The organism is Streptomyces fuscigenes (assembly GCF_021556455.1).
Taxonomy (GTDB): Bacteria; Actinomycetota; Actinomycetes; order Streptomycetales; family Streptomycetaceae; genus Streptomyces; species Streptomyces fuscigenes.
In genome coordinates, this window is sequence record NZ_JAKGCV010000339.1 from 1 (window position 1) to 6,042 (window position 6,042).

Here is a 6,042-nt window from a genome sequence, read left to right on the forward strand (position 1 = left end):
GGGGCGCCGCTCGACGAGGCGCTGGCCGACCCGGCCGTCCGCACGGCGGTCGCCGAGCGGCTCGCCACCGGGATCGCGGCCGTCGTGGCCGTGGTCGACCCCGAACTCGTCGTCCTCTCCGGCTCGGTGGCCCAGGCCGGCGGCGAGGCCCTGCGCGAGGCGGTGCACGCCGAACTGACCGGGCTGGCGCTGCCGCGGCCGCTCCTGCGGATCAGCGACATCGACGGCGACCCGATCCTGACGGGGGCGCTGCGCACCGCCCTCGACCAGGCCCGCGACGCGGTGTTCGACACGAGCCGCTTCGACGCGGCGCGGTAGCCGGCCGCCGCCGGCGGCCCACCGCGTCCCGGCACCACCCCGACCGCCCCGCTCCCCGGAGCCACGGCGCGGTCCCCCGTACCCCCACAGCTGTGTTGTGCACGCGTCTCCCCGCCGGTTCCTCCGTTCCGGCGCCACCCCGACTCCCCCGTCCCCTCCGGCCCCTCTCCCCCAACTTCTCCTCCTCGCAAAGGAAGTCCGACATGGCAGGTTGGCGTATACGCTCCTGCGTGCCCGTGGCATTCGGTGCCGCCGCGGCACTGCTGCTCGCGGGATGTGCCAATCCGAGCACCGGCAGCGCCACCGACGATCCGACCAAGCCCGTCACGCTGAAGTTCTGGCACGGCTGGTCGGACGCCAACGAGGTCAAGGCGATCAACGCGAGCATCGCCCGCTTCGAGAAGCTGCATCCGAACATCAAGGTGAAGTCCACCGGCAACGTCTCGGACGACACCATCAACCAGGCACTGCGCGCCGGCGGCAGCGACACCCCGGACGTCGTGACGTCGTTCACCACGAACAACGTCGGCCAGTACTGCTCGTCCGGCATGTGGGCCGACCTCGACCCGTTCATGAAGAAGGACGGGATCGACAAGGCCAAGGTCTTCCCGAAGACCCTGCTGGACTACACCCAGTACGAGGGCGACCAGTGCGCGCTGCCGCTGCTGGCCGACGCGTACGGGCTCTACTACAACAAGGACGACTTCAAGGCGGCCGGCATCGCGTCCCCGCCGAAGACGATGTCCGAGTTCCAGGCCGACGCGGTGAAGCTGACGCAGCACGCCAAGAACGGCGCGATCACCCGTGCCGGCTTCATGCCCAACTTCCGCCTGTACCAGAACAGCCCGGACCGGATGCTGGCGCAGTGGGGCCCCACGTACTTCGACAAGCAGGGCAAGGCGCAGCTCGCCGACGACCCCAAGGTCACGCAGTTCTTCAAGGCGATGAACGACATCTCCTCGGCGGAGGGCGGCCACCAGAAGCTGGAGAACCTGCGCGCCGGCTTCGGTGACGAGTTCTCCGACGGCAACGGCTTCCTCCAGAACAAGCTGGCGATGCACCTGGACGGCGAGTGGCGCGGCCTGATGCTGAAGGACGCGGGCGCCAAGTTCCACTGGGGCGTCGCCCCGCTGCCGGTCCCCGACGACCAGGCCGACACCTACGGCCGCGGCTATCTGACCGGCACGGTCACGGGCATCGCGCACAGCAGCACCCACCAGAACGCGGCGTGGGAGCTGGTGAAGTACCTGACCACCAACACCGACCAGGTCGTCGACTTCGCCAACGACATCCACAACGTGCCCTCCACCAACGCGGCGCTCGCCTCGCCGAAGCTGACGCCCGACCCGAACTTCCGGGCCTTCATCAAGATCGCGCAGAACAAGTACAGCTCCGCGATCCCGCCCTCGGAGAACGGCGGCATGTACATCACGTCGTTCCAGGACTTCTCCTACTCGCAGGAGGAGGGCGGCGAGAAGAACCTCCGTGCCGGCCTGAAGAAGCTCGACAAGCAGATCGACGCCGACAACCTCCAGTCGGAAAGCTGAGGAGCAGGACATGGCAGTCTCCCTCCCGACCGCGGCCGGGGCGTCACCGGCCCGGAGCGGCGCCGGCACCGGCCCGGACATGACGCTCAAGCGCAAGCGCAACAAGCACCGGCTGAAAGTGCTCGGCTTCCTGTCGCCGTGGCTGATCGGCTTCTCCGTCTTCTTCGGCTATCCGCTGATCGCGACGGTCTACTTCTCCTTCATGCACTACAACCAGATCGAGCAGCCCTCGTTCGTGGGCCTGCGCAACTGGAAGTACGTGCTGACCCAGATGCCGCTGTTCGGTCCCGCGCTGTGGAACACGGTCTGGCTGGTCGTCGTCATGGTGGCGCTGCGGGTCGTGTTCGGCCTCGGCATCGGCATGCTCGTCACGAAGATCAAGACGGGTGTCGGCCTCTTCCGCACCGCCTTCTACCTGCCCTACCTGGCGCCGCCGGTCGCCGCGACCGTCGCGTTCGTCTTCCTGCTCAACCCGTCGACGGGCCCGGTCAACCAGGTGCTCGGCTGGATCGGCATCAACGGCCCCACCTGGTTCAACGACCCGCACTGGGCCAAGCCCTCGCTCGTCCTGCTCAGCCTGTGGGGCGTCGGCGACCTGATGGTCATCTTCATGGCGTCGCTGCTCGACGTGCCGAAGGAGCAGTACGAGGCGGCCGACCTCGACGGCGCGGGCGCCGTCGCGAAGTTCCGCTACGTGACCTGGCCGACGATCACGCCGATCGTGCTGTTCGCCGTGGTCACGGGCGTCGTGCAGACGATGCAGTACTACACGCAGGCGCTGGTCGCGGGGAAGATCGCCTCCGGCGTCTCGATCGGCCCCGGCTCGGTCATCCAGCCCGGCTACCCGGACCACTCCACCCTGACCGTGCCCCAGCTCGTCTACCAGCTGGGCTTCCAGAACTTCAACACCGGCGCGGCGTGCGTGCTCTCGCTCGTGCTGTTCGTCATCGCGATGGCCGTGACGCTGCTCCTGATGCGCAAGAACGCGGGCCTGATCCCGGCGGAGGACTGACAGATGGCCACTACCACCCTGAACCCGCCACGCACCGCGCCCGCCCCGGGCACCGCGAACGGCGCCGGCACGCACCGCCGCAAGAAGTTCCTCCACTGGGTCGGCGTGCACGCGCTGGCGATCGCCGCCGCCCTGTTCTTCGTCCTGCCGTTCGTGTTCGTGTTCCTCACCTCGGTGATGAGCGACCAGCAGGCGCTGACCAGCGAGCTGTGGCCGCACTCGTGGCACTGGTCGAACTACGCGACCGTGTGGAACACCCCCGGCTTCCTCGGCTGGTGGAAGAACTCCCTGCTGTACGCGGTGCTCGGCACCGTCTTCACCGTGGTGTCGTCCACTCCGGTCGCCTACGCGCTCGCGAAGTTCCGCTTCAAGGGCCGCCGCGTGGCGATGATCCTCGTCATCTCGACGATGATGCTGCCGCCCCAGGTCATCGTCATCCCCATGTACCTGGTGTGGGCGCAGCAGTTCCACCTGTCGGGCTCGCTGTGGCCGCTGATCATCCCGATGGCGTTCGGCGACGCGTACTCGATCTTCCTGCTGCGGCAGTTCCTGCTGACCATCCCCAACGAGTACATCGAGTCGGCGAAGGTCGACGGCTGCGGCGAGCTGCGCACGCTGCTGCGCGTCGTCGTGCCGATGGCGAAGCCCGGCATCGCGGCCGTCGCGCTGTTCCAGTTCTTCTACTGCTGGAACGACTACTTCGGCCCGCAGATCTACGCCTCGCAGAACCCCGCCGCCTGGACCCTGAGCTACGGCCTGGAATCCTTCAAGAGCGCGCACAGCGTCAACTGGAACATCACGATGGCCGCGACCCTGCTCGTCATGGCCCCGGTCATCATCGTGTTCTTCTTCGCACAGAAGGCCTTCGTCGAAGGCGTCACCCTCACTGGAGTAAAGGGCTAAGCACCATGAAGCTCGCAGTCGTAGGCGGAGGCTCCACCTACACACCCGAACTCATCGACGGCTTCGCGCGGTTGAGGGAGACCCTGCCGATCGAGGAGCTGGTGCTCGTCGACCCGGCGGCCGACCGCCTGGAGCTGGTGGGGGGCCTCGCCCGGCGCATCTTCGCCAAGCAGGGCCACCCCGGCCGCATCGTGACGACCGCCGACCTGGACGCCGGTGTCGAGGGCGCCGACGCGGTGCTCCTCCAGCTGCGCGTCGGCGGCCAGGCCGCCCGCAACCAGGACGAGACGTGGCCGCTGACCTGCGGCTGCGTCGGTCAGGAGACGACCGGCGCCGGCGGCCTCGCCAAGGCGCTGCGCACCGTCCCGGTGGTGCTGGACATCGCCGAGCGGGTGCGCCGCAGCAACCCGGACGCGTGGATCATCGACTTCACCAACCCGGTGGGCATCGTGACGCGGGCGCTGCTGGAGGCGGGCCACAAGGCCGTCGGCCTGTGCAACGTCGCCATCGGCTTCCAGCGCAAGTTCGCGCACCACCTCGGCGTCTCGCCGTCCGAGGTGTACCTGGAGCACGTGGGCCTCAACCACCTGACGTGGGAGCGCGGGGTGCGCCTCGGCGGCCCCGAGGGCGAGGACGTCCTGCCGAAGCTGCTCGCCGAGCACGGCGCGGAGATCGCCGAGGACCTGCACATGCCGCGCGCCGTCGTGGAGCGGCTCGGCGTCATCCCGTCGTACTACCTGCGCTACTACTACGCGCACGACGAGGTCGTCCGCGAACTCGGCACGAAGCCGTCGCGGGCCTCCGAGGTCGCGGCGATGGAGAAGCAGCTGCTGGAGATGTACGGCGACCCGCAGCTCGACGAGAAGCCCGCGCTGCTCGCCAAGCGGGGCGGCGCGTACTACTCGGAGGCGGCCGTGGACCTCGCGGCCTCGCTGCTGCGCGGCCAGGGCAGCCCGGTGCAGGTCGTGAACACCTACAACCGCGGCACGCTGCCGTTCCTGCCCGACGACGCGGTCATCGAGGTGCAGGCGAAGGTCACCACCGCCGGCGCCGAGCCGCTCGCCGTCGCGCCGGTCGAGCCGCTGTACGCGGGCCTGATCGCGCACGCCACCGCCTACGAGAACCTGGCGCTGGAGGCCGCCCTGCACGGCGGCCGGGACCGGGTCTACGACGCGCTCCTCGCGAACCCGCTGGTCGGGCAGTTCGAGTACGCGGAGAAGCTCACCGACGAGCTGATCGCCCACAACCGGGAGCACCTGGCGTGGGCATGAGCGACACTCCCCCGCCGGCCGTCCTCGCGGTCGACGCGGGGAACAGCAAGACCGACGTGGCCGTGGTCGGCGCCGACGGAACGGTGCTCGGCGCGGCCCGCGGGGGCGGCTTCCAGCCGCCGATCGTCGGCGTGAAGGCGGCCATCGACACCCTGGAGGTGGCGGTGGCCGCCGCCGCGGCGGACGCCGGGCTGCCCGCCTCCGGCGTGGCCCGGCACGTGTCGGCGTGCCTCGCCAACGCGGACCTCCCCGTCGAGGAGGAGCAGTTGGCGGCGGCGATACAGGAGCGCGGCTGGGCCGCGACGACGGACGTGCGCAACGACACCTTCGCGATCCTGCGCGCGGGCCTGCCGAGCGGCGACGCGCCGCGCGGCGTGGCCGTCGTGTGCGGCGCGGGCATCAACTGCGTGGGCATGCGGCCCGACGGCAGGACGGCGCGGTTCCCCGCGATCGGCCACCTCTCGGGCGACTGGGGCGGCGGCAGCGGCCTCGCGATGGAGGCGCTGTGGCACGCGGCCCGCGCCGAGGACGGCCGGGGCGGGCCGACCGAGCTGGTCTCGGCGCTGCCCGCGCACTTCGGCCTGTCCACGATGTACGAGCTGATCGAGGCGCTGCACCTGGGCCGCATCGAGCAGCGGCGGCGGCACGAGCTGACGCCGGTGCTGTTCGCGACGGCGGCGGCCGGTGACGCGATCGCCCGCTCGCTGGTGGACCGCCTCGCCGAGGAGGTCGTGGTGATGGCCACCGTCGCCCTCGGCAAGCTCGACCTGCTGGACGAGCCCGTGCCGGTGCTGCTCGGCGGCGGGGTGCTGGCGGCCCGCCACCCCCAGCTCGACGGGCGGATCACGGAGCTGCTGGCGGCCCGGGCGCCGAAGGCGGTCGCGGAGGTCGTCACGGCGCCGCCCGTGCTGGGCGCGGGGCTGCTCGGCCTCGACCACCTGGGCGCGCCCGCGGACGCCCATCGGCGGCTCGCCGCGCACTACGCGCGCTG

At 70.4% G+C, this 6,042-nt stretch carries 5 protein-coding genes and 1 pseudogene; all 6 read left to right on the forward strand.

Going from position 1 to position 6,042, the window contains the following annotated elements; genetic code table 11:
- Positions 1 to 318 (forward strand): annotated as a pseudogene (locus tag L1885_RS21715) (sugar kinase); the annotation flags it as partial.
- 203 nt (positions 319 to 521) lie between these two features.
- Positions 522 to 1,865: an extracellular solute-binding protein gene (locus tag L1885_RS21720; RefSeq protein WP_235798842.1), complete on the forward strand. Its 1,344-nt coding sequence runs from the start codon at positions 522 to 524 to the stop codon at positions 1,863 to 1,865.
- A 10-nt stretch (positions 1,866 to 1,875) separates the two neighbouring features.
- Positions 1,876 to 2,877, forward strand: coding sequence for a carbohydrate ABC transporter permease (locus tag L1885_RS21725; RefSeq protein ID WP_372481993.1), 1,002 nt, complete (start codon positions 1,876 to 1,878; stop codon positions 2,875 to 2,877).
- 3 nt (positions 2,878 to 2,880) lie between these two features.
- On the forward strand, positions 2,881 to 3,780 hold the full coding sequence (locus L1885_RS21730) for a carbohydrate ABC transporter permease (protein ID WP_235798843.1): 900 nt from the start codon (positions 2,881 to 2,883) through the stop codon (positions 3,778 to 3,780).
- 5 nt (positions 3,781 to 3,785) lie between these two features.
- Entirely contained in the window at positions 3,786 to 5,051 is a 1,266-nt protein-coding gene (locus L1885_RS21735; protein ID WP_235798844.1) for a 6-phospho-beta-glucosidase, read from the forward strand.
- Positions 5,048 to 6,042 (forward strand): N-acetylglucosamine kinase (locus L1885_RS21740; RefSeq protein WP_235798845.1); only part of this gene is annotated, 995 nt, incomplete at its 3' end. The genes L1885_RS21735 and L1885_RS21740, both read left to right, overlap by 4 nt.

Excerpts from the sequence above, each read along its gene's own strand:
- L1885_RS21735 (WP_235798844.1), top strand. The coding sequence starts at position 3,786 with ATGAAGCTCGCAGTCGTAGGCGGAGGCTCCACCTACACACCCGAACTC.
- L1885_RS21725 (WP_372481993.1), top strand. The coding sequence starts at position 1,876 with ATGGCAGTCTCCCTCCCGACCGCGGCCGGGGCGTCACCGGCCCGGAGC.
- L1885_RS21730 (WP_235798843.1), top strand. The coding sequence starts at position 2,881 with ATGGCCACTACCACCCTGAACCCGCCACGCACCGCGCCCGCCCCGGGC.
- L1885_RS21720 (WP_235798842.1), top strand. The coding sequence starts at position 522 with ATGGCAGGTTGGCGTATACGCTCCTGCGTGCCCGTGGCATTCGGTGCC.